The organism is Limoniibacter endophyticus (assembly GCF_014652835.1).
GTDB lineage: Bacteria > Pseudomonadota > Alphaproteobacteria > Rhizobiales > Rhizobiaceae > Limoniibacter > Limoniibacter endophyticus.
In genome coordinates, this window is sequence record NZ_BMZO01000009.1 from 162,328 (window position 1) to 182,616 (window position 20,289).

Here is a 20,289-nt window from a genome sequence, read left to right on the forward strand (position 1 = left end):
GTCTATGCCTTTGAGTCGAGCCGGACACGCGGGTCCAGAATGGTGTAGCAGACGTCGATCACGAAATTGAGGATGACGAACAGCAGCACCATCATCATCAGGTAGGCCACGATGACGGGCCGGTCGAGGAGGTTGATGGAGTCGATAATCAGCTTGCCCATGCCGGGCCAGGCGAAGATACTTTCGGTGACTACGGAGAAGGCAATCAGCGAACCGAATTCCAAGCCTATGATAGTGACGACGGGAATCATCAGGTTCTTCAAAACGTGAACCCCGATAACCCGTCGTTCACGTACCCCTTTTGCGCGCGCAAACTTCACGTAGTCCTGAGGCAACACCTCCTGCACACCGGCACGGGTCAGACGCAGGATGAGCGAGGTCTTAAACAAGGCGAGATTGAAGGCTGGCAAAAGAAGGTGTCTTAGTCCCTCACTCGTCAGGAACGACCATTGCACGCCAAGGAACTCGAGTGTGGGTCCACGACCATTGGTAGGAAGCCAGCCCAGTTCAACCGAAAAGATCATGATAAGCATCAATCCGACCCAGAATGTCGGAAGCGAAAAGCCGAGGATCGATCCCGTCATGATCAAGCGCGACGAGGCGCGATTCGGATAGAGACCGGCATAAAGACCGAGAGGCAGACCAACGACGATAGCTATGCCGAGCGCCGTGATTGCCAGTTCGAGCGTCGCCGGCAGCCGTTCCAGGATTAATCCCAATGCTGGTCTGCCATAGACGAAACTATCACCAAAATTGCCGTGCAGGAGACCTTGCAGAAACAGGAAATACTGCTTCCACAATGGCTGATCGAGGCCATAATAGGCAATGACGCGCGCACGCTCGGCCTGGTTTGCATCCGGATTGATCAGAATATCCACCGGGTTGCCAATGACACTGACGCCGATGAATACGATGACCGTCATCGCGATGACGACGAACAATGCTTGCAGCAAGCGCCTGATGATGGACGTGACCATAAGCCTCTACTCCCTAGTTGACGGAGATCGCCACGCCATCGCGTTGAGGATCGGCTGCCCCGGATGAGACACCTGCCTCAATCTTGATGGCATGCACTGCGGCGAAGGCATAGGTCTGGGCGGAACGAGCAACATCATACCCCTGTTCACGCAGCTCATTCTCAACAGATCGCTTGATGCGATTGCAGATGTCCAGCCTGTTGGAAACACCCATGATGCGAGGCGCCGCAACAGCTTCCAGAACCGGCATATTGAAATCGATCATGTTCATGAGACATTGCGCCACCGACGGGGCGATATAGCTGCCTCCGGGCGCACCGATGACGACCGACGGCTTGTCGTCCGTAAAGACGATCGTCGGGGCAGCAGAACTTGGACGCCTTTTACCGGGTGCGATGGAGCCTGGCTGGCCAGGGACGGGATTGAAGCGGCTCATCGTGCCATTATACATGAAGCCGAGACCATCCGTGATCGCACCCGACGGGCTACCCAGCGTATGCGTCATTGCGACCGCATTGCCTTCCTTGTCGATGACGGAAATATGGGTCGTATCTCGCTGCGACTTGTCCAGTCGCGATACGTTTGCACGCTCCCCCGCGCGTATCGACGCGGCGTGCATGGCCGCATGCTCGCGCGTCAACAAGTTTTCGAAGGGAACATCCACATAGGCCGGATCGCCCATATGGGCATCCTTGTCGATGGTCATGCGCTTCATGGCTTCAAAAAGGATTCGGACATGTTCGGCGCTGCCATGCCTCATGGCGGGTACATCGAACTCTTCCATGATATGCAGCAATTCCAGCATCGGAAAGCCTGATCCCGGGGCAGGCGACGAAGCAATCCGGTGCCCACGATATTCGCCCCAGATCGGCTGTGCTTTCGAAAGCTCGAATCGCGCAAGATCATCCTTGCTAATCAAGCCGCCATTGGCCTGGAAATCTGCTGCGATTTCGTCGGCAAGGTCGCCGTAATAGAAGATATCCGAGCCGCCGCTTCTCGCGATGCGTTCAAGGGTGGCCGCCATGTCTTTGTTGATGAGCAATTCCCCGACATTTCGGATCGAGCCGTCCGGGTGGAAATAAACCTCCCTCCCCGTCTTCGAGAAACGAAGCTTGTCGATCGTATTGGCAAAGCCGTCGGTAGACTGGTCCTTTGTCCAGTACCAGTGCATGTGGTTCCTGATCAGGAAGCCTTCGCGCGCATAACGTATCGCAGGCGCGATCAAATCTGCCCAGTCAAAAGTACCGTAATCGCGCAAGGCGGTTTCGTAGCCTTTCAGCGAACCCGGCGTGCAGACGGCCCCGTACCCGATATCGGAGACATTGCCTTCCAGCACATAACCGAAACCGTCGCGGCTTTGATGCTTGATCTTGTCAACCCACATGTCCGGAGTCGCCTTGAACGACGCGCGGGCATAGAACTCGAGAACCTCGTGTATCCCCTTTTTCGGCATATAGACGTGCATTGAGCCGAAACCGCCAATACCAGCCATCTGGGGATCGACGACTCCTTGCACGAAGGCGCACGCCAGCGCCGCATCAACGGCATTTCCGCCACGTTCCAGAACTTCGGCTCCAGCCTCAACCGCCTCAGGCTGCGGAGCGACAATAGTGGCATTCTTCATTTTGAGCGACGCTCCTGCAGGACTTTGGAGAGGAAGGACTTAACGTGACCGAGAACCTTGATGCGGTCATGGGATACGCCTGGAACCCGGTCGAACGTGACTTTGACACCTGCCTCGCGAAAAGACTTCGCTAGGGCTTCCAGACGTGCAGGCCGATTTATTCCAGCGTCATTTGCCCCCTCCATATAATATCGCCCGCCAGGCTTGTGAGTGATCTCCCAGGTCTCAAGGTCGGCATCGCCGACGACCATGTGCACCGGAACCTTGGCGAGTTCATCAGGTTGAAACGCTTTGCCGAAACGCTGTTCGAGATCACGAACTCCGACCCACCAATCGCGCGTGGGATCGAGCAATGTCACGGATCCTGGAGCACCGATTGACGCTGCCCAAAGTTTTTCTGGATGAAGAATGGCGAAACGATGCGTGAAATGGCCGCCGCCGGAGAAACCGAACATGGCGAAAAGCGACCAGTCCTGGTGGTATTTTTGCGCCATCTCCTCGACCATCGAGAGCACAACCTGGTCGTAACGAATGTCGCCTTCTTGAAGGAATTTATATCCTGATCGAGCGCCGTCACCAAGAACGTTCACAGGGAAGATCGGACATAGGATCGCACAATCATTATAGAGACCGAATTCTGCGAACCCGTCGCGGAAATCGATCGCCGACGTCCTCCCGGTTCCGTGAACGGCAACGAGCAGATCCAACTTGCGCCCATCAGCGGCGGTTGGTGGCACGTACAGCACCATGTGCAGTCTGGGGTCGACGCTTGATGCGAATATGGCGGTCTGGCCGTAATCATAGACGGCCTGCGCCCGAGCGATGGCCTCGCCCGAACCGAGTTCCTGCATAATTCTCTCCTGGAAGTCAGAGGGGCTGCATCAATGCAGCCCCGAATGCCGCAATTTAGTTGGAGCTTGCGGGCTTTACCTCATAAGCGAGGGTATATTTGTCACCGCGTGGAGTGTAGGTGACGCTTTTCTTGGCACCGAGAACGACGTTCTCGTAGTGCAACGGCAATATCCAGAGATTGTTGAATGTCTGCGTCGAAAGCTCCTGCAACAGAGGCAACCTTTCGGCTTCGTCCAGCGTGGAGCTTGCCTTGGCCAGAATTTCATCAATCTTCGGATCGGAAACGCCGCCACCATTGTAGCGCCCCGTGCCTTTTTCCTCGTCACGCGAAGCGACAACGGCAACGGCAGGATTGGTGGTCTCGCCAGTGTTCACACCCCATGAGCCGAGATAGGTGCTGTAAGTGCCTTTCGAGTAGTTTTCGGAATACATCGACCATGGCATTACCTCGACACGCGTCTTAATGCCGATACGCGTGAACATCTGGCCAACAGCCTGCAATACTTCGGCGTCCTTAACATAGCGCCCCGAAGGTCCGTGAAGCGTCAGGCTGAAACCGTCCGGATAACCCGCTTCAGCGAGAAGTGCCTTCGCTGCTTCTGGATCATAAGCGACGTTTTCAACCTGATCAGAATGGCCTGCATAGCCTTCCGCAACAAACTGATCTGCAACGGTACCGTTCTTCTGCATGACGCGATCGACGATAGCCGGGCGATTGATCGACATCAGCAGCGCTTTGCGCACTTTCATATCTTTGAGAGGATTTTTCTCAAGCGCAGAGCCATCAGCCGCCTTTACGAACGGAGATACATCCCGGCCAACGTCAACCCCCATGTAAACGAGGCGCGACGATTGACCATTGATGATCTGAAGCTTGTCATTTCCTTCGACGCGGGACATGCCATCTGCCGGCAGTGCTTCGATGATATCGATCTCATTCGAAAGCAGGGAAGCCAACCGCGCGCCGTCATCAGGCAGGAAGCGCAGGGTAACGTTTGACCAGTGAGACGCCCCGGGGAAATAATTATCGTTGCGCTTCAATGTGAGATTGCTGCCCGGGGAATATGAGTCGAATGAATACGCCCCCGTACCGACGGCACACTTACCACTGTCAAATTCCTGAACGGATGCATCCTTGCAGTCCGCGCTGATAATGCGAATGCGGCTGAGCGAATTCAGTATCAGTGGGTCGGGCGTTCTGGTTTCGACAACGACCGTGTAGGGATCCTTCGCCGTTACGTTTGCGATGTTTCGGGTATAGGACGCGAAACCCTGGCTGGGCTTGTCTCGAGCTCGCAGGAGAGACGCAACCACGTCATCTGCATTGAAATCGCTGCCATCGTGAAACTTGACGCCTTCTCTGAGTTTGAATTCCCAATGGGTTGCATCGACATTCTTCCATTCCGTCGCCAATTCCGGTGCGCTACCGGAAGTCGCGGTCAGGTTTATCAGGCTGTCCCAGATGTGACGCGAGGTCGCGCTCTGAACCGCCGAACTGTCTTCATGCGGATCGAGCGTCGTCGGCGTGGTCGACATGCCTATAACGAGGGGTGTGTCCTGCGCCAATGATGAGGCTGGAACCGCAATCGTGGCAAGCAGCAGAACTGCTACACGCTGTAGAATTTTATTTCCCATTCTCCACTCCCATTTGGAATTTTCTCGATCTCTGTCGAGTTTTTAAGATCGAATTAATCTCCGCTTTCATCAGACGGTATGTCTCGTCCATTACCTCTGTCAAACAAAAATCTGAAATGTTACACTAGACGTAACTCTCCAAAGAACGTAATTTCCGTATAATATCCAGAGGAGGAACGATACGATCGTGCGGACAGTTGAGGACAATAAAAAAGATATAATTCAATCAGTTGATGTATGCATTGATGTCTTGCTGAACGTGGCAAAACATCCCGATATCCGGCTATCTGAAATCGCGCGAGATATAAACGAGACCAAACCAAGAATCTTACGTATGTTACGCACACTGGAACACCGGGGATTGGTCAGGAAAAGCGCTAAGGGCACTTACCGTCTCGGCAACACGGCCATTGTTCTGGGCACGGCGGCTTCCACACAGGTGGACCTGGTGCGCGTTGCCAACCCGATTCTTGAGGAGGTGGGGCGCAAAACCAACGAAACGACGCAGTTGCGCATCATCGATAATGGCGAATCGCTCTGTATCGCCAAATTTGAGCCAATGCGTGATTTGCGCGTACAAGCCACGATCGGTCGACGACGGCCTATTTCAGCCGGATCATACAAGGTGTTACTCGCTTTCCTGAAACCGCAGATACGCCAGCAATTGATCCCGGAGGTGCTGCCCAGATTCACAAGTCGAACAATTACCGACCGCACAAAGCTGCTCGCTGAACTGGACAACATTCGCAAAAATGGGGTTTGCGTAAGCTATGGCGAGGTGAGCGAGCAACTCGTCTCTGTGTCTGTACCCGTACAGGCGTTCGATGGATCCGTCATCGCAGCCATCAACGTGGCAGCACCCGCCTTCCGCACCCAGCCCAGCGATGTCAGACGATACACTGCCCTTCTGAAAGATGCCGCGGCAAAGATTTCCGCTGGCTTGGGCTGGTAGCTACTTTGCCACGGGATGCGCGGACAAAGCCCATGCGGTGTCTTTATTCCACGGAGATACCCGCCTGCCGCATCTTGATCCTGAATTCGTCCAGCGTACCTTTGTATTCCCAAGTCTGCACGGTGTTGTGAGGGCATTCAATAAAAATATAATTCTCTGTCACAGATAAAATCCGTGATATCTTTATCATCTTCTCCACAAATTCACTGCTCGGGAGGTCGTCGATAATGGGCCGTCTGGCCTCGTCATATCCATGATATACTTTGGATGCACGGATTTCCGCAGTTACATAAGCCATGGCTTCTTCTCCCATATTATGATTTCATGCGCTTTGCACTGCGCCTTGCTCAATTCTTCATACAGTCTCGCCTCTTAAAGCTGAAACTGAAACTGTTCGATATAGCGGTTTCGCACCAGTGCGGATTGATCACAGACTAAACGCTCAGCTTCTTCAAATCAGAAGACATCTCATACTGAAACCAGTCGCAAATATCCCGGGTTCCCTGGGGAACAGTTCTGTTCTTGGGGATGATCAGACGATGGGTTCGGCCGGTGATCTTCCGCTTATTCGAGGAAAGGACAAGCGTCCTGTCGTTCAGCGCGCTTGCGATAACGCTGATCCATCCCAGGGCAACGCCCTTACCCTGTGTGGCCGCCTGCAAAATGACTGCGTAGTCCGAGAACTGGTTCCATGTTCCTATCTCCGCCGTCTCCAGAATTGTCTTACCAAGGAAAGGCTTCCACTGGTCTCGTTTGTGATCCGTCAGATGCAGAAAGACTTGTTGTGAAAGATTGTCCGTCTCGTCAATCGATCCATGACGCGCCAGATATTGGGGACTGCAAACCGGAACAATGATCTCTGGCGCGAAGTCCCAAATCTCATAGCGCGGATCGTCATCCTCAACGATGCGGGTGGCAATATCGACATCGCCGGTAACCTCTCGCATGACTCCAGAAACAAGCTCGAAGCGAAGATCTATGTTTGGAAACGCCTCATTGAAATCACCCAGTCTGGGGATGAGCCAATGCGTCGCGAAAGAGCTCGACATCGACATCGTCACAGAACGTTTTCCGGCGTTTTTGCGAATGCTTTTGATGGTCTCGCTAACGGCCGTCATACTTTCCTGCACGGAGTTGAAAAGCCGCTGCCCTTCACGCGTAACGGTCAGTCCCTTTGAATGGCGTTCGAAAAGCCTGAATCCAAGCTCTTCCTCCAACTGCGCGATGCTGCGACTGACGGACGGCTGCGTCACGTTGAACTCGACCGCTGCTGCCGTGAAGCTGCCGTGACGTGCCGCTGCCTCGAAGACAAGAAGTGCACGCGGGGAAGGAATGGAGCGCGAGAGGTTTGCCATACGCTGAGCCTATAACAAGCGTGCGTTTTTTGAAGCTACAAAATAATCTATGTTCAGCCGAGTATGGTCTCAGGCAAGCTCCTTTCCGGACCTGCACCCGAACAGACGGCACTGATCTATAAGACCTGCGAATGACGGAAAGGACGCGCCCAACTATTCACAGTGGAGCATTTTCCGTGAACGTCATGCCCATGACCGATCGCCCGCAAGCCACCGCCAGCCGTGATCCCTTGCTACAGCCCTTTCAACTGAAGCATCTAACGCTGAAGAACCGCGTCATCAGCACCAGCCATGCTTCGATGATGGATGATGGCGGCATGCCACTCGAACGCTACCAGCGTTATCACGAGGAGAAGGCCAAGGGCGGCATAGCCATGACGATGATAGGCGGTTCGGCCATGTCTTCGCGCGATTCCAGTTGGGGTGGAGGGCAACTCGATCTCAGTTCGGACACCATTGTCCCGCACCTGACCGCCATGGCCGAGCGTATTCACAAACACGGCTGCGCGATCATGTCGCAAGTCTCGCACCTCGGTCGCCGTGCCACCGCCTATTCCAGCACTTGGCTGCCCGTCGTGGCGCCCTCCCGCATCCGTGAGACGCGCAATCGCAACTTTCCTCGAGAAATGGACGAGTACGATATCCGGCGCATTGTCGCGGATTACGCCGACGCAGCGCGACGCTGTCGCGACGCGGGCCTGGATGGGGTGGAGACCGTCACCGGCGGCCACCTCATCGGCCAGTTTCTTTCTCCGCTGACCAATACCCGTACCGATGATTTCGGCGGCTCGATCCGCAACAGGGCTCGCTTCGGACTGATGGTGCACGAGGCGATCCGCAAGGCGGTGGGTGATGATTTCATTGTCGGCATACGCCTCCTCATGGACGAAGGCGGCAATGGAGGTCTTAGCGCAGAAGACTGTGCCGAAATCGCACGCATCTTCGAGGCAGAGGGGCATCTGGATTTCTTCAATAGCATCTACGGGCGCATGGATTCCGATCTCCTGCTATCTGAACACAATATGCCAGGCCTCTTCCAGAAGAGCGCGCCATTTCTGAAAGAGGTCGAAGCGTTCCGAGGAGAGGTCAAGCTTCCGTTGATCCACGCAGCAGCCGTTCGCGATGTAGCCACGGCGCGTCATGCCATTCGCGAGAATATTGTTGATCTGATCGGAATGACCCGAGCCCATATTGCCGATCCGCAGATCGTCAACAAGATCATACGCGGCGAGGAAGAACGTATCCGCCCCTGTGTCGGAGCCTCCTATTGCCTCTATAAAAAGGTGCATTGCGTTCACAATCCGTCAAGTGGTCGCGAAACCGTCCTGCCGCACGAAATCGCCAAAGCGAAAGTCGCTCGAAAGATTGTCATCGTCGGCGGTGGCCCAGGCGGACTGGAGGCCGCACGGGTATGCGCGGAACGCGGTCACCAGGTTATCCTATTTGAAGCGGCATCGGAATTGGGCGGACAGATCCGCATAGCTACCGCCGCACATGAGCGTCGGGACCTCCTCGGCATCGTGGATTGGCGGGTCGAGGAATTGCAGCGTCTGGGTGTCGATATTCGTCTCAACAACTATGCCGACGAGAACGATATCATGACTGAAAATCCCAACGCCATCATCGTCGCGACCGGAGGCATTCCCGACACGGATTTCATCGAAGGCGGAGAGCTTTGCACCAGCGTCTGGGATGTTCTGACTGCGTCCGTCCCTGCTGCCGACGAGATCTTGATCTATGATGGAACGGGCCGCCAAGCTGCTGCTTCCTGCGCCCTGGAACTGATCGCCAGGGGCAAGAAGATTCGCTACGCGATGCTCGATGAAATGCTGGCATTCGAGATGTCATATACGGACAAGTCGGGCTTTCGCAAAAAATTTGCCGAACTTGCCATTCCACGCACCGTAGATGTCCGGCTTATCAAAGTGGAGCGAGACGGCAGCGCGTTGCTGGCCAGCTTCCAAAACGAACTTACCGGGGAAATTACAACGCAACATGCTTCCCAGATCGTCATAGACAACGGCACGGTTCCTATGGACGAGATCTTTTCGGCTTTGCGGGATCGCTCCGCCAATCGTGGCGAATCCAACTTCGATCTCCGCTTCGAGCAGGACGAGGACGCGCTCCGGGCGGAAGGCAGTTTCGAAATTCACCGCATTGGCGATGCGGTTGCCAGCCGCGACATCTATTCAGCGATACAGGACGCGTTTCGCCTCTGCTCCAATCTCTGAGACGATAAGTAAAAAATGGGAGAACAAGGACATGTCGAAAATCGAAATTGGTTATGAAAAGCTGAGTGCATCCGAAAAAGCAAAGCTCGATCGCGATCTGCGTTCAGGTGCCTCACGTCGCGATGTCATGAAGATGCTTCTTGCCGCCGGCATGGCGACGACACTGGCAGGCTATATCGCCACGGATGCGACCAAGGCATTTGCGCAGACGCCGAAAAAGGGTGGCAAAATCCGTGTCGCCACCTATGCCAGCAGCACCGCCGACACGCTCGATCCAGCCCGTGCGATCTTCAATATCGACTACATCCGCGTCAACAGCATCTATAACGGCTTGACCCGTCTGGACGACACGCTGACACCGCAGATGGAATTAGCGGAAGCGCTTGAAACAGACGATGCAAAGCGTTGGATCATCAAGCTGCGCAAGAACGTGACTTTCCACGACGGTTCGGCTTTCGGCGCAGACGACGTCGTCTTCACGCTCAATCGTCACAAAGACCCTGCGACCGCCTCGAGCGCCAAGGCAATCGCCGCTCAGATCGCGAGCGTTACAAAAACGGGAGACTATGAAGTCGCAGTCGAGCTGACTGGTGCAAATGCCGATTTTCCTGCCCTGATGGGAACGCCCGCTTTCCTGATTGTCAAAAATGCCACCGATAATTTTAACAAGGGCATTGGAACCGGAGCCTTCAAGATCATCGAGTTCAGCCCCGGTACGCGCTCGGTAATGAGCGCCAACGAAAACTACTGGAAAGAAGGTAGCGGCCCTTACGTCGAGCAAATCGAAATTTTTGCGATTCAGGAGGAAACGGCACGCGTCAATGCGCTTCTTGCAGGAGACGTAGACATTATCGCCAACGTCAATCCACGTGCAGCCACGCAGGTGACCGACGCGGGCCACCAGCTCCTTCGCACGGTGGCAGGTCAATATACCAACCTGATCATCCGCCTCGATCAGGAGCCCGGGACCAATATCAAGTTCGTGCAGGCGATGAAGCATCTGGTCAATCGCGATCTCGTCAAGCAGGCGGTGTTCCGTGGCTTTGCCCAGATCGGCAACGATCAACCCATCCCCCCGTCCAACCGCTTCTATCGCAAGGACCTGGCGCCGACCGCTTACGACCCTGAAAAGGCGAAAGGATTGCTTACCGAAGCCGGCCTGATCGGCAAGACGATTCCCATCGTCGCCTCTCCTGCCGCCCAGCAATCGGTAGAGATCGCCATGGTGCTGCAGCAGGCCGCAAGCCAGATCGGCCTCAATCTCGACGTCCAGCGTGTTCCGGCTGACGGCTATTGGTCGAATTATTGGTTGAAAGCGCCAATCTGCTTCGGCAACATCAATCCGCGCCCCACCCCCGACGCGATGTTCTCACAGTTCTACAAGTCGGATGCAGCCTGGAATGAGAGCCAGTTCAAGAACGAAAAGTTCGACGCTATGCTGACTGAGGCGCGCGGCATTACCGATGATGCAAAGCGTATGGAAATCTACAGTGAGCTGCAGGGCATGGTCAGTGCCGAGGCAGGTACGATCATCCCGACATTCTATGATGGACTTGATGCCTACAATTCCAAATTGAAGGGCATCCATCCGCTGCCAAGCGGCAATCTGATGGGCAATTCTTTTGCCGAATACGTCTGGCTTGAAGAGGCTTGATGGAACTGAAGGCCGGGCGCCCCTGCGGCACCCGGCCTTTGTTACCTGATACGCGAGCAGCCGCCTCTGGCCGAATTACTCGGTGAGACGTCTACAATTCCAGATGAGACGAAATGGCACCTTCAACGTGGCAAAGCCGCTCTCTCTTTCCAACTCCTGTAGAGCGCGATCGCTGCGTCATTCGTCGGAGGATAGAGGCCGATCACTTGCTGACCTTCCAGCACCTGCTCAAGCACGAAGGCCTCATAGTTTTCCATTTCCACGCATTCCTCGGCGATCTCCTCAACCAGGTACCGCGGAATGACCATGACACCATCTCCATCGCCGAGCATTAGATCGCCCGGAAAGACAGCAACATCCCCGCAGGAGATCGGAACGTTCAGATCCAGCGCCTCGTGAAGCGTCAGGTTCGTGGGCGCGGACGGTTTCTGGAAATAGGCCGGCATATCAAGCGCAGCAATACCCTCTGCATCACGGAAGCCACCATCGGTAACAATGCCTGCGCATCCTCTGACCGAAAGGCGCGTAACCAGAATGGAGCCGGCAGAGGCTGCTCGTGCGTCCTTGCGGCTGTCCATGACCAGAACATGATCCGGCGGACACTGTTCTACCGCGACTCGCTGCGGATGGTCGGCATTGTGAAAAGCCGTGATCGGGTTGCGGTCTTCCCGCGCCGGAATATAACGCAGGGTAAAGGCCTGCCCAACCATGTTTCGTCCCTTCCACTGCACAGGAACGACGTTCTGGATGAACTGATTTCGCAAACCTCGCTTATAGAGCGCTGTCGCCACGGAAGCTGTGGAGATGCGCTGATATTTCGAGCGGGTTTCATCGGTAAGAACGGTCGCGGTCATGGTTCCTCGCAAGGTTATCAGAAGGATCAATTTATGGCAGGCTCGTCGACCGGCCGACCAAACTCCGTACGCAGAAAATCGAAATCACACCCCTTGTCGGCCTGCTCAACATGTTTGGAGAAAACATAGCCATATCCGCGCTCGTAACGCGGAGCGGGTTCCTGCCACATTGCCCTGCGCCGGCTTAGTTCCTCGTCATCGACGAGCATGTTCAGAGCGCGTGCGGGTATGTCGAGTTCCACGATATCGCCCGTGCGAAGCAGGGCGAGCGGTCCTCCGACATAGGCCTCTGGAGCCACATGCAGGACGCAGGCTCCAAAGGAAGTGCCGGACATGCGCGCATCGGAAATACGTACCATATCCCGCAAGCCCAGCTTGAGAAGTGCCTTGGGCATCGGGATCATGCCCCACTCGGGCATCCCTGGCCCCCCTTGAGGACCGGCATTGCGCAGGACCAGAACCGTCTCGGGCGTAAGTGGATAGTCTGGATCGTCGATGATCGTCTTGAGTTCAGCATAGCTGTCGGCAACCAAAGCCGGGCCGCGGTGCCGGTGGAAAGCGGGATCGCAGGCAGCTGGCTTTACCACGGCGCCATCAGGACAGAGATTGCCCTTCAGAACTGCAAGCGACCCTTCATGATAGACCGGATTGGACAGTGGGCGAATAACATCGTCATTCCATATCTTGGCCAGGTCGAGACCATCGGTCAGCGGCTTGCCGCTCACCGTTATTGCACCTTCATCCAGCTTGTCACCGAGCTGCTTCATCAAGGCGCGCAGTCCCCCCGCGTAATAGAAATCTTCCATCAGATACGTAGAGCCGGATGGACGAATATTGGCGATGACGGGTGTCGTGCGCCCCACTTGATCAAGGTCGTCCAGCTCAAGAGGAACACCTGCGCGCCGCGCCATGGCGATGAGATGGATGATGGCATTGGTCGAACAACCTGTTGCCATTGCAACGGTAACGGCGTTGCGTACTGCGGCAGGAGTTATGATCTTTGCGGGAGTCAGATCTTCCCAGACCATCTCGACGGCGCGCCGGCCGCACTGTGTAGACATCCGCTTATGACTTGCATCTGCTGCGGGGATTGACGATGCACCTGGCAGGGTGAGCCCCATGGCTTCTGCAATGGCTGTCATGGTGCTGGCGGTGCCCATAGTCATGCAGTGCCCATAAGAGCGCGCAATGCCACCCTCAATGCCTTGCCATTCCTCCTTGGAGATGGTGCCGGCGCGACGTTCGTCCCAGTATTTGAACCCGTCCGTACCGGAGCCGAGATACTTCCCAGCGTAATTGCCGCGCAACATTGGCCCCGCCGGAAGGAAAATGAACGGAATGCCCATACTGATTGCGCCCATGACGAGGCCGGGCGTGGTTTTATCGCATCCGCCCATCAACACGGCGCCGTCGATCGGGTGGCTGCGCAACAGTTCTTCAGTCTCCATCGCCAGCATATTGCGGTAGAGCATCGTCGTCGGCTTGACGAAGTTCTCCGAGAGCGACAATGCAGGCAGCTCCATAGGAAAGCCTCCCGCCTGCAAGATGCCGCGCTTCACCCACTCGACGCGATCCTTGAAATGCATGTGGCACGGCTGCGCGTCCGACCATGTATTGATGACCGCGATGATGGGCTTTCCCTCCCAGTCGGCAGGATCATAGCCCATCTGCATGGTGCGCGATCGATGGCCAAACGAGCGTTGATCGTCGGGCACCATCCACCGTGCAGATCGCAGGTCTTGATAGTTCTTACGCTTCATTCTTGTCTGCCTCGCATTTTCGTAGAAAGCTTGCGCTGATGTGCATTGTCCCTGCCAGGCTTTGACCGGGAAACAGCACACGCATCATCGCTCCAGAACCAAGCCCTGGGCGGTTGATGGCGTCAGGAAGATGGCTGACCGGCTCTACACAGACGACATCGCGACCGACAGGGACGTACACATGCAAATGGCAAAAATCCCCGCCAGCCTCGATATCCACCCTCGTTTCCATCTCAGGCAGGAAAATCGTCGCGCGGCCTTCATGCCAATTCATGAAACAGCCATCGAAACCTGCATGATCTGCAATGCGCTCTTCCGGCCCTGCAAAACGGCCTTGCGGCTTGAGCTCGCCCCTGGGAAGGCCGCGCTCATCCTTCTCGAACGTTCCTTCGGCTGAGAAAGTGAGGCTGGAGCGAGCCGTACTTGTAAACCAAGGATGTAGCCCGACACCAAAAGGCAGGGGCTTACTGCCTGAATTCTGGACGGAAATTTCTATCTGAACGCCGCCTTCGCCTAGCGAGATCGACTGCGCGGCGCGATAAACGTAAGGGCTTGCAGCGTGATCGAAGAGCTGCTCGAGAACGATCTCAGCGTCGCTCAGGCGAAGAACCGTCCAGGGATGATCGCGACCGTGGCCATGGATGGCTACATGTTCCTCAGCTCGATTGACAGGCATAGCATGAATGTGTCCGGCGAACATAAAGCGCCCGTCGGCAATGCGATTGGTGAAGGGCAGCATCGGAAAGCAGCCGGCTTTGAAGGGAGGCGCACCAGATTTGGCGGGCTCCAGCACATTGACCTTCGCGCCTTCCGGGCACTCCCAGTCCAGTGCGGTGATCCACCCTCCTTGGGAAGGGTTGATCGCAAGGCTGTAGCCACCACCCTTCAGAAGAAACTCCGCACTCGATGCCAACATTGATCAGCCCTCCCGCATCCGCGCGACTGGCACGCCCCTTGCCTTAGACTTGGCTAAAAAAACGCCGCCCGATTGCGGCGCCGCAGCCAATGTTTCGGAAGAGAGAAAACGGTGCGAGGTGATGGCAATATGATCAAGATCCGGTCCACAGAAGCAGGGCATTGTAGGCGCAGGAACCGGCGCCTGCAGTTTTTCGACGATGCGGCCGTCGAAACTGAACCTGTTGATGACGCCCGCAGACACCCCCGCGCTCCAGTAATAGTTCTCGACATCGCATGCACCGCCATCTGGACGGCCGGCGAGATCGTCCAGATGCGCGATGCAGGTACGGTTCGACATCGCTCCTGATGAGGGTTCGAAATCATAACGATCCAACCATTCGCCGCGCGAATCCGAATGGAACATGGTCTTAGCATCGAGCGACCACGCCAAGCCGTTGGAGGTCATCAACCCGCTTTGCATTCTCACCGCAGTCCCGGAGCTATCTATACGGTAGAGAACACTGGTTTCGAAGCCCTTGCGGCTATCCATGCTGCCGACCCAGAAGGCGCCATCGGGTCCGACCTTACCATCATTGAGACGCGATTCTTCCGGTCCATCATAGCTGTCCCAAAGAACCCGTCGCTCTGTCGTCTCAGGATCGAAGAGAATGACCTGTCGCGCCAAGGCGACAACCAGACTACCGGATTCGCAAAGACCCAGGGATGCGACATCCTGTTCGAAATTCCATCGGCGACGCACTCCGCGATCGAGATCAATTTCCAGGATCTCACGACCAGTTATGCTGCAGACGAAAAGCACCGAGCGGTGAGCATCCCAGACCGGCGATTCGAGAATCTCCGCCCGCAGATCGGCGATACATGTGAATGGTCCTATCATGTCGCCCTCGTGCTAGGACGAACGGCGTCGGGGTGGTCGCCACACCAGGAAATTTCGAGCATGACATAATCAGTAGCGTCGGTTTTCAGCACATCGAGAAACTGTGAGCGCGTCGCCAGCGTCTCGCTGGCGCAGACGGGAATACCGGGCTCCAGCGGGTCAAGTCCGACGCGCCGTGGTGCCAAATCGCTATGAATATAGGCGGCGACCGCGTTTGCCCCGCAGAACGCTTCACCCAGCCCGACGATCCTGTCGTGGGTGCGAGCCCGCACCCACGGAATATTGTTAAGATACGGAAGCTGGATAGTTTCGACTTCAGTGATTTTCATGGCGAACCAGAGGGAAAAGAGGAACGAGGCGGGCAAGCCCGCCTCAATGAAGATCTAGTGCGTTTGAGCCCGGCGACCGCGCGCCACGATTTGCGTCGGGTTGACGAAGCGCAACGCAACCAGCAGCCAGATCAATGATGTCACCATGTAGATCACGGCCATCGCATCAATCGCCTGGACCGAGCGTACGCCGGCGGCAAATACCGAGTAGTAGAGCGCGACGACCAGCGTCTGACTGGTCGGCCCGGCCGTGAGGAAGGTCAGTTCGAACATCGCAACCGTCCGCACCAGAACCAGAAGCATCGCCGCGAGAATACCGGGAAGGAGCATCGGTAGAAGCACGTGATAGAAAAGTTTGAAGGTCCCCGCCCCGAAAACGCGTGCTGCGGCCTCGATCTTCGGGTCGATCTGCTCGATAAACGGAATCATGACCAGAATGACAAACGGAACCGTCGGCACGAGATTAGCCATGACGACGCCCCAGAATGTTCCCCCGACACCCGCCTTGTAGAGCACGGTTGCAAGCGGAATGCCGAACGTGATCGGTGGCACCAGCAAGGGCAGAAGGAAAATCAGAAGCACGAGTTTCTTGCCCGGGAAATCGCGACGGGCAAAGGCATAGGCTGCTGTCACGCCAAGGAAGCCCGAAAGAACCACCACCGTCAGCACGATCTGAAAAGTGACGAGCAGGACGTGATCAAGTTGAAACTCAGCCCAGGCAGCCCCATACCAGTTGGTGGTGAAACCATCTGGAAGCCACGTGCCGAGCCAGCGTGTCCCGAAGGACGAAACAACCACAGCCATGATGACTGCGAGGACATTGAGGACAAAGAAACCTGTGACGAGCCAGACGGCGGCGATCCAGAGTTTCGACAGAGGAGATGTATCGCGGATCATGATCAACCTTTCCCGCCAGCGGTCGAGCCGCGGTAGAAGAGCGAACGCACGCCAAGCAGGGCAGTGACGACCAACAACTGAACGACAGCCATGATCATGGCGATCGCCGAAGCCATGGAGTCATCATATTGCTCAAAGGCCGCCTGTGCCGCCGCGATGGAAATGACGCGGGTAGGACCAGACGGTGCGCCAAGCAGAACGGCAGAAGGAAAGACCGCAAAAGCCTGCACGAAAGTCAGACACGCGGCAACGACAAGGCCAGGAACGAGCAGCGGCAACATGACATGCCGGAATCGTTGCCAGCTATTTGCACCATGGGTCGCTGCCGCACGCTCCAGTGCGGGATCAATCCCCGTTACGTAGGATAAGGTCAGAAGAAACGTAAAGGGAAACACTGTAATGATGAGCGATGCGAGCACGCCCCAATAATTATTGACGAGACGAACGGGCGCATCAATCAAGCCGATGGTTATCAAGGTTCGATTGAACCAGCCCTGCGGCCCAAGGTAATTGAGCAACCCCTCCGCCACCAGAACCGTACCCAACGTAACAGGCAGAACCAAAATCGTCGTCAGCAGACGCTGCCTTTGCATCAGTCGCACACGCATGGCGATCGGCAGCGCAAACAAGATGCTCAGGATCGTCACCGGCACTGCCAGCCAGAGCGTCGCTCCTATCGTCTTGTACAGGTAAGGATCGGAGAAGAAGCGCGTATAATTCGCGAAAGCGCTATCGCCCTCCAATGGATTGAAGGACAGAACCAGGCCATAAAGGAAGGGGTAGACAAAAACGCCCAGCACGAAAAGCAGTGCAGGCAGAATCATCAACGTCACGCCGTCAATACCTCGATTGGCAAGGCGCTGCCGCAGCGACGGCCGCAAGGTCTTTTGGCGCACAATCGTTGCAGTCTGTGTGATCTCCGCCATGGTCATCCGTGCCCCGCGAAGACAAGCGCTCGTTCGGACGCGATCTGCAAGGCAATTTCAGAGCCGAGCGTGACGTTTCGCGAGCCATGGAAGATAAGCTCCATACCTTCCGTCGTGCGCGCAGTGCCCACATATTCACGACCGCGGTACTCAATCGTCTCGACCGTCGCGTGGATCGCGTTGGGGCCTGAAGACCCTTCGATTACATCGTCCCCTCGCGCGGCAAGCAGGGCCTCGTCCCCGGGTGACAGCGGCGATGTGGCAGTGCCAGTGAGTTCAGTCCCATTAACGGAAATTGTGACCTGGCCGTCGCGCGCTCGGACAACTTTGCCCGCAACCTTGTTGCGGAAGCCCATAAATTCCGCAACATCCAGATAATGTGGGCTTTCATAAAGCTCACGCGGTGTCCCGACCTGACGAATAGAACCGTCCCGCAGAACCACGATGCGATCTGCAAGCGAAAGCGCCTCATCCTGATCATGCGTGACATAGATCGTCGTCGCGCCGAGTTGATTATGGATACGCCGTATCTCAGCCCGCATCTCGAGACGTAGCTTGGCGTCAAGATTGGACAGAGGCTCATCCATCAGGACCAGTGGCGGCTCAATGACAATAGCGCGAGCAATTGCAACGCGTTGCTGCTGTCCGCCGGACAAATGACCAGGTAGCTTGTCCCCCTGCCCCTGCAAACGAACAAGTGCCAAGGCTGCATTCGATCGCCGCTCGATCTCCTCCTTGGGAAGCCCGCGCATCTTCAGCCCAAAGCCGACATTCTGCCGCACGGTCATATGTGGAAAGAGCGCGTAGTTTTGAAAGACCATGCCGAAGCCGCGATCTTCAGGCTTCAACTGATCGATCCGCTGGTTATCGATATAGATACCGCCGCCGGTCGTTCCCAAAAGCCCGGCAATGCAGTTCAACGCCGTCGATTTTCCGCAACCCGAAGGTCCCAGCAAGGCGACAAACTCTCCTTTATTAATGACAAGGTCGATCTCGTTGAGCGCATTGAAATTGCCGAAGGCACGGCTCACGCGGTCAAGGCGAAGTTCACTGAATGATGTCGAAGCCAGTGACATGCCGATGCTCCATCTGAATATCGAAGATATGGCTGGCGAGATCGCGGCAGCACGTTGCCGCGATCTCGTTCGGGTTAGATGCCGTCAGCTGGCCGCGACGTCTTCATCCCAGCGTCGGAATGCCGTCACCAAAGCCTCCGGCTCCAGCGGCAATTCAATGGGATTATTGGCGATCCAATCTTCATATTCGGGACGCCCGAACTCCTTGATGACATCCTGGCTCTCCTGGGGAGCCATCTCGAGCGTCACGTCCTTCACCGCAGGCCCTGGATAGAAATAGCCTTTGTCATAAGAATAGGCCTGCTGCTGCGGTTGCAGCGCATATTTGATGAACTCGAGCAGGACGGCAATCTTTTCTTCGGAAACGCCTTTCGGAATTGCGAAATAGTGGGCGTCGCAAACCCAGTGGAAACCGTCAAGTTTGGCAACAGCCGCTTCCTTCTGCACGACACCGAGCGCACGTGGATTAATATCCCAACCCGTTGTAGTCACAGTCATATCGCGAGTGCCTTCACCCAGCTCTTTCATCAGGGCGCCAGTACCGGCCGGGTAATATTCGATGTTCTTGTGAAGCTCCTTTAGATACTCCCACGTCTTGTCCCAGCCCTTCGCCGGATCTTTCGGATCAGTGTCTTTCAAAAGATAAGGCAGGCCCATCAGGAAAGTGCGCCCAGGGCCGGAATTCGCCGGGCGGGCATAGATGAACTTGTTCTTGTTCTCTTTCGTCCAGTCGAGAAGCTCCTGCGCAGTCGTTGGCACCTTCTGAACCTTGTCCGGCATATATTCAAGAAGAGGCCCGGACGGGTAGTAGGAAACGACGACGCCCTTGCCTTTCGACTGCTCTTGCATGCGCCAGGCAGGATCAAGATAGAGTTCCTGGAGATTGGGCAGGCCGTTTTCGGGCAGTGCGATAATATCCGTCCAGATGTCATCGGCAAGACCAGCGGACAGGGCATCCGGACCGATGATGACTAGATCTATGTCGATCCGATTGGCGCGTTGCTGCGCACGGACTTTGCCCGGAAGTTCTGGTGCGGGCGCCTTGTTGAAAGTGAAGCGCGACACGAGATCGCTCTTATCCTTGGCAAAATTCTCGAAAATCGGTTGTGTCAGTGCCAAATTGCCGGCAGCGTCAATGACGTTGAGGGCGACGGGTGCCGAAGGCAGCTTTGCCGATTGTGCCAGAAGCTGGCTCGGCAAAACGATCCCGGTCGCGGCTATGCCGGTACCAGCCAGAAAACGGCGGCGCGTGATTTCGTATTTCATGACTTACTCCTCCAGTTGTCATGGTACGTCTTCGTATCCCTCCCCGGACCGAAGACCCATTGCTTATTCATCAGGCCATTTCGACTTCATTCCACTGCTGTAAAAC

Annotated in this window: 18 protein-coding genes; 3 read left to right on the forward strand and 15 right to left on the reverse strand. The window is 55.9% G+C overall.

Annotated elements, in window-relative coordinates:
* Nucleotides 1-2: 2 nt before the first annotated feature.
* The 4 genes from IE151_RS14035 to IE151_RS14050 are packed head-to-tail and all read right to left on the reverse strand — an operon-like array spanning nucleotide 3 to nucleotide 5,088.
* The gene (locus IE151_RS14035) at nucleotides 3-977 is read right to left on the reverse strand and encodes an ABC transporter permease (protein WP_189491394.1); all 975 of its coding nucleotides are present in this window, start codon (nucleotides 975-977) and stop codon (nucleotides 3-5) included.
* 13 nt (nucleotides 978-990) lie between these two features.
* Nucleotides 991-2,601: a gamma-glutamyltransferase gene (ggt, locus tag IE151_RS14040; RefSeq protein ID WP_189491396.1), complete on the reverse strand. Its 1,611-nt coding sequence runs from the start codon at nucleotides 2,599-2,601 to the stop codon at nucleotides 991-993.
* Nucleotides 2,598-3,452: an alpha/beta hydrolase gene (locus IE151_RS14045; RefSeq protein ID WP_189491398.1), complete on the reverse strand. Its 855-nt coding sequence runs from the start codon at nucleotides 3,450-3,452 to the stop codon at nucleotides 2,598-2,600. Before IE151_RS14045 ends, ggt begins: the two co-directional genes overlap by 4 nt.
* A gap of 55 nt (nucleotides 3,453-3,507) precedes the next feature.
* Nucleotides 3,508-5,088 (reverse strand): ABC transporter substrate-binding protein, encoded by a 1,581-nt coding sequence (locus IE151_RS14050; protein WP_189491400.1) that lies wholly within the window; start codon nucleotides 5,086-5,088, stop codon nucleotides 3,508-3,510.
* Between the two features lie 187 nt (nucleotides 5,089-5,275).
* Between IE151_RS14050 and IE151_RS14055 the strand changes: the two genes are divergently transcribed.
* Nucleotides 5,276-6,040 carry an IclR family transcriptional regulator gene (locus IE151_RS14055; RefSeq protein ID WP_189491402.1) on the forward strand — a complete coding sequence of 255 codons (765 nt, stop codon included), beginning with the start codon at nucleotides 5,276-5,278 and terminating at the stop codon, nucleotides 6,038-6,040.
* 43 nt (nucleotides 6,041-6,083) lie between these two features.
* On the opposite strand, the gene IE151_RS14060 is transcribed toward IE151_RS14055, so the two are convergent.
* Both IE151_RS14060 and IE151_RS14065 read right to left on the reverse strand, forming a co-directional pair.
* Nucleotides 6,084-6,353: a hypothetical protein gene (locus tag IE151_RS14060; protein WP_189491404.1), complete on the reverse strand. Its 270-nt coding sequence runs from the start codon at nucleotides 6,351-6,353 to the stop codon at nucleotides 6,084-6,086.
* A gap of 121 nt (nucleotides 6,354-6,474) precedes the next feature.
* On the reverse strand, nucleotides 6,475-7,395 hold the full coding sequence (locus tag IE151_RS14065) for a LysR substrate-binding domain-containing protein (RefSeq protein WP_189491406.1): 921 nt from the start codon (nucleotides 7,393-7,395) through the stop codon (nucleotides 6,475-6,477).
* A 185-nt stretch (nucleotides 7,396-7,580) separates the two neighbouring features.
* Here IE151_RS14065 and IE151_RS14070 point away from each other — a divergent pair, with 185 nt between their 5' ends.
* Both IE151_RS14070 and IE151_RS14075 read left to right on the forward strand, forming a co-directional pair.
* On the forward strand, nucleotides 7,581-9,626 hold the full coding sequence (locus tag IE151_RS14070) for an oxidoreductase (RefSeq protein WP_189491576.1): 2,046 nt from the start codon (nucleotides 7,581-7,583) through the stop codon (nucleotides 9,624-9,626).
* Between the two features lie 31 nt (nucleotides 9,627-9,657).
* Complete coding sequence (locus IE151_RS14075) at nucleotides 9,658-11,280, forward strand: ABC transporter substrate-binding protein (RefSeq protein WP_189491409.1); 1,623 nt, start codon at nucleotides 9,658-9,660, stop codon at nucleotides 11,278-11,280.
* 122 nt (nucleotides 11,281-11,402) lie between these two features.
* On the opposite strand, the gene IE151_RS14080 is transcribed toward IE151_RS14075, so the two are convergent.
* From IE151_RS14080 to IE151_RS14120, 9 genes are all read right to left on the reverse strand, one after another.
* Nucleotides 11,403-12,134, reverse strand: a complete 732-nt coding sequence (locus IE151_RS14080; protein ID WP_189491412.1) for a ribonuclease activity regulator RraA — start codon at nucleotides 12,132-12,134, stop codon at nucleotides 11,403-11,405.
* Between the two features lie 26 nt (nucleotides 12,135-12,160).
* Nucleotides 12,161-13,894 carry an L-arabinonate dehydratase gene (araD, locus tag IE151_RS14085; protein WP_189491415.1) on the reverse strand — a complete coding sequence of 578 codons (1,734 nt, stop codon included), beginning with the start codon at nucleotides 13,892-13,894 and terminating at the stop codon, nucleotides 12,161-12,163.
* Nucleotides 13,884-14,810 carry an aldose 1-epimerase gene (locus IE151_RS14090; RefSeq protein WP_189491417.1) on the reverse strand — a complete coding sequence of 309 codons (927 nt, stop codon included), beginning with the start codon at nucleotides 14,808-14,810 and terminating at the stop codon, nucleotides 13,884-13,886. Before IE151_RS14090 ends, araD begins: the two co-directional genes overlap by 11 nt.
* Nucleotides 14,811-14,813: 3 nt before the next feature.
* Entirely contained in the window at nucleotides 14,814-15,689 is an 876-nt protein-coding gene (locus IE151_RS14095) for an SMP-30/gluconolactonase/LRE family protein (protein ID WP_189491420.1), read from the reverse strand.
* A complete protein-coding gene (locus IE151_RS17740; protein WP_244636759.1) occupies nucleotides 15,686-16,018 on the reverse strand; it encodes a hypothetical protein in 333 nt (110 codons plus the stop codon). The genes IE151_RS14095 and IE151_RS17740 overlap by 4 nt, the downstream gene beginning before the upstream one ends.
* 54 nt (nucleotides 16,019-16,072) lie before the next feature.
* A complete protein-coding gene (locus IE151_RS14105) occupies nucleotides 16,073-16,915 on the reverse strand; it encodes an ABC transporter permease (protein ID WP_189491423.1) in 843 nt (280 codons plus the stop codon).
* Between the two features lie 2 nt (nucleotides 16,916-16,917).
* Nucleotides 16,918-17,841: an ABC transporter permease gene (locus IE151_RS14110; RefSeq protein ID WP_189491426.1), complete on the reverse strand. Its 924-nt coding sequence runs from the start codon at nucleotides 17,839-17,841 to the stop codon at nucleotides 16,918-16,920.
* Nucleotides 17,842-17,843: 2 nt separating this feature from the next.
* Nucleotides 17,844-18,917 carry an ABC transporter ATP-binding protein gene (locus tag IE151_RS14115; protein ID WP_189491429.1) on the reverse strand — a complete coding sequence of 358 codons (1,074 nt, stop codon included), beginning with the start codon at nucleotides 18,915-18,917 and terminating at the stop codon, nucleotides 17,844-17,846.
* 84 nt (nucleotides 18,918-19,001) lie between these two features.
* A complete protein-coding gene (locus IE151_RS14120) occupies nucleotides 19,002-20,183 on the reverse strand; it encodes an extracellular solute-binding protein (protein ID WP_189491432.1) in 1,182 nt (393 codons plus the stop codon).
* Between the last annotated feature and the right edge of the window lie 106 nt (nucleotides 20,184-20,289).

Coding starts and splice junctions, on each gene's coding strand:
- IE151_RS14035 (WP_189491394.1), bottom strand. CDS start 977: ATGGTCACGTCCATCATCAGGCGCTTGCTGCAAGCATTGTTCGTCGTC.
- ggt (WP_189491396.1), bottom strand. CDS start 2,601: ATGAAGAATGCCACTATTGTCGCTCCGCAGCCTGAGGCGGTTGAGGCT.
- IE151_RS14045 (WP_189491398.1), bottom strand. CDS start 3,452: ATGCAGGAACTCGGTTCGGGCGAGGCCATCGCTCGGGCGCAGGCCGTC.
- IE151_RS14050 (WP_189491400.1), bottom strand. CDS start 5,088: ATGGGAAATAAAATTCTACAGCGTGTAGCAGTTCTGCTGCTTGCCACG.
- IE151_RS14060 (WP_189491404.1), bottom strand. CDS start 6,353: ATGGGAGAAGAAGCCATGGCTTATGTAACTGCGGAAATCCGTGCATCC.
- IE151_RS14065 (WP_189491406.1), bottom strand. CDS start 7,395: ATGGCAAACCTCTCGCGCTCCATTCCTTCCCCGCGTGCACTTCTTGTC.
- IE151_RS14070 (WP_189491576.1), top strand. CDS start 7,581: ATGCCCATGACCGATCGCCCGCAAGCCACCGCCAGCCGTGATCCCTTG.
- IE151_RS14075 (WP_189491409.1), top strand. CDS start 9,658: ATGTCGAAAATCGAAATTGGTTATGAAAAGCTGAGTGCATCCGAAAAA.
- IE151_RS14080 (WP_189491412.1), bottom strand. CDS start 12,134: ATGACCGCGACCGTTCTTACCGATGAAACCCGCTCGAAATATCAGCGC.
- araD (WP_189491415.1), bottom strand. CDS start 13,894: ATGAAGCGTAAGAACTATCAAGACCTGCGATCTGCACGGTGGATGGTG.
- IE151_RS14090 (WP_189491417.1), bottom strand. CDS start 14,810: ATGTTGGCATCGAGTGCGGAGTTTCTTCTGAAGGGTGGTGGCTACAGC.
- IE151_RS14095 (WP_189491420.1), bottom strand. CDS start 15,689: ATGATAGGACCATTCACATGTATCGCCGATCTGCGGGCGGAGATTCTC.
- IE151_RS17740 (WP_244636759.1), bottom strand. CDS start 16,018: ATGAAAATCACTGAAGTCGAAACTATCCAGCTTCCGTATCTTAACAAT.
- IE151_RS14105 (WP_189491423.1), bottom strand. CDS start 16,915: ATGATCCGCGATACATCTCCTCTGTCGAAACTCTGGATCGCCGCCGTC.
- IE151_RS14110 (WP_189491426.1), bottom strand. CDS start 17,841: ATGGCGGAGATCACACAGACTGCAACGATTGTGCGCCAAAAGACCTTG.
- IE151_RS14115 (WP_189491429.1), bottom strand. CDS start 18,917: ATGTCACTGGCTTCGACATCATTCAGTGAACTTCGCCTTGACCGCGTG.
- IE151_RS14120 (WP_189491432.1), bottom strand. CDS start 20,183: ATGAAATACGAAATCACGCGCCGCCGTTTTCTGGCTGGTACCGGCATA.